At 62.9% G+C, this 1537-nt stretch carries 2 protein-coding genes; one reads left to right on the forward strand and one right to left on the reverse strand.

The annotated features are described in order from the left end of the window. The first annotated feature begins 116 nt into the window (after positions 1-116). Positions 117-578: a bifunctional nuclease family protein gene (locus PLJ71_21780; GenBank protein HQM51320.1), complete on the forward strand. Its 462-nt coding sequence runs from the start codon at positions 117-119 to the stop codon at positions 576-578. 238 nt (positions 579-816) lie between these two features. Here the strand turns inward: PLJ71_21780 and PLJ71_21785 are convergent. Further along, on the reverse strand, positions 817-1537 hold a 721-nt coding region (locus tag PLJ71_21785; protein HQM51321.1), incomplete at its 5' end, for a tetratricopeptide repeat protein.

Raw genomic sequence — 1537 nt, forward strand, 5'->3', positions numbered from 1 at the left:
GTGAGTCGTTGACAGGGTTTCCGGGGGCGCTTACACTCGATCCGGGGTCATCAGTCGGATTAGATATACTCTTCCGGGCCTGCATCTGATATAAAGTAAGCGAAAAGGAGGTCGCCATGCTTGAAATGGATATACTCGGGGTGAGCTTCAGCGAAGAGCATCACCCGCCGGTTGTGCTTTTGCGCCATGGGGACCGTGTTCTTCCCATTGTTGTCGGCCGGGCGGAAGCGCAGGCGATCCATACGGGCATGACTCACCAGGATTTGGGGCGTCCTATGACGCATGACCTGATCTGCAACGTGTTGGCGGGGCTTCGCGGTGAGCTGAAGTCTGTGACCATATACAAACTGGAAAACGAGACCTTCTACGCCCACCTCAACGTCGAGCAGCAGTCCCTTGACGGGCAAGTCGAGCAGGTGCTGCGTATTGACTCAAGGCCAAGCGACGGTATCGCGATAGCGACCCGCGTCGGATGCCCCATTTTCGCGGCTGAAGAGGTTCTGGAGATCGCGGGACAGGATGTGGCTAACCTGGGACCGACCGATGAAGACGAAGAGGAAGAGGAAGACGAGTTCTAGAGAGGGGCGCTGGGGGAGCGCCAGGGGCGCGCGTGCGCGGGCGTTCTGTCCAGCGGCGGCGATGCCGCGGCCACGGCGCCGGACAGGACGGCGGCGGTAAGCCCTCGGGGACACGACGCGTTTCGCGGCCGCGAGCGCGCTCGGAGTGTCTCGCCATACCGTTAAGATGGCGAGGCGCGCGACGTCTTGCTGGCGCAAGGGTTGGGGCGTCTTCTGAATCTTCCCCCGAGGGGCTGGATTACAGGAGCGGGGCCTGTTCGCTTGCGTACTGTTCCTCGAGCTCGGTGTGGCGGGCCCGGATGTCCTTGGAGCGTTCCTGCAATTCCTCCGCTTCGGCGAGCCGGTTCAGGCGGTGCAGGGCCTGGGCGAATTCTTCGTAACAAGCGGCGGTCTCGGGATGGTGCATGCCCAGGTTCCCGGCGCGGATGGCGCAGGCTTTGTCATAGAGAGGAATGCTCTCGGCGTCGCGGCCTTCGAAGGCATACAGGCGCGCAAGCTCTACCAGCGTATCGGCCATCGCGGGATGGTTGCGGCGCCGCGCCTCGATATGAATCTTGCGGGCGCGTTCGAGGAGCGATTCAGCGCGGACGGCGTCGCCCTGCAGGCGGTAATAGCGCGCGAGGCCGTTGAGCGCGCGCGTGACGCCGATGTCGGTCTGGTCGCGCACCAGAATCAACAGGGCATGCCGGTAGAGCCGCTCGACTTTGTCGTACTGTCCCTGAGCAAACCGGAGGTCGGCGATGTTGAGGACCGTCTCAGGCACTTCCCGGGTGTGGGGTCCCAGCACTTTTTCTTTCATCTCGAGTGCGCGTTCGAGAACGGCATTTGCCTCGTCGAGGCGTCCCTGGGCGGCATACACGAGGCCTAGACCGTCAAGGGTCGAGGCCAGCCGGAAATTCTCGGGAGGGAGGGTGATGGCGGCTTCGCGCTCGGCAGCTTTGAAAAGCTGCTCGGCGCGG

It is taken from the genome of Candidatus Hydrogenedentota bacterium (genome assembly GCA_035416745.1).
Taxonomy (GTDB): Bacteria; Hydrogenedentota; Hydrogenedentia; order Hydrogenedentales; family SLHB01; genus UBA2224.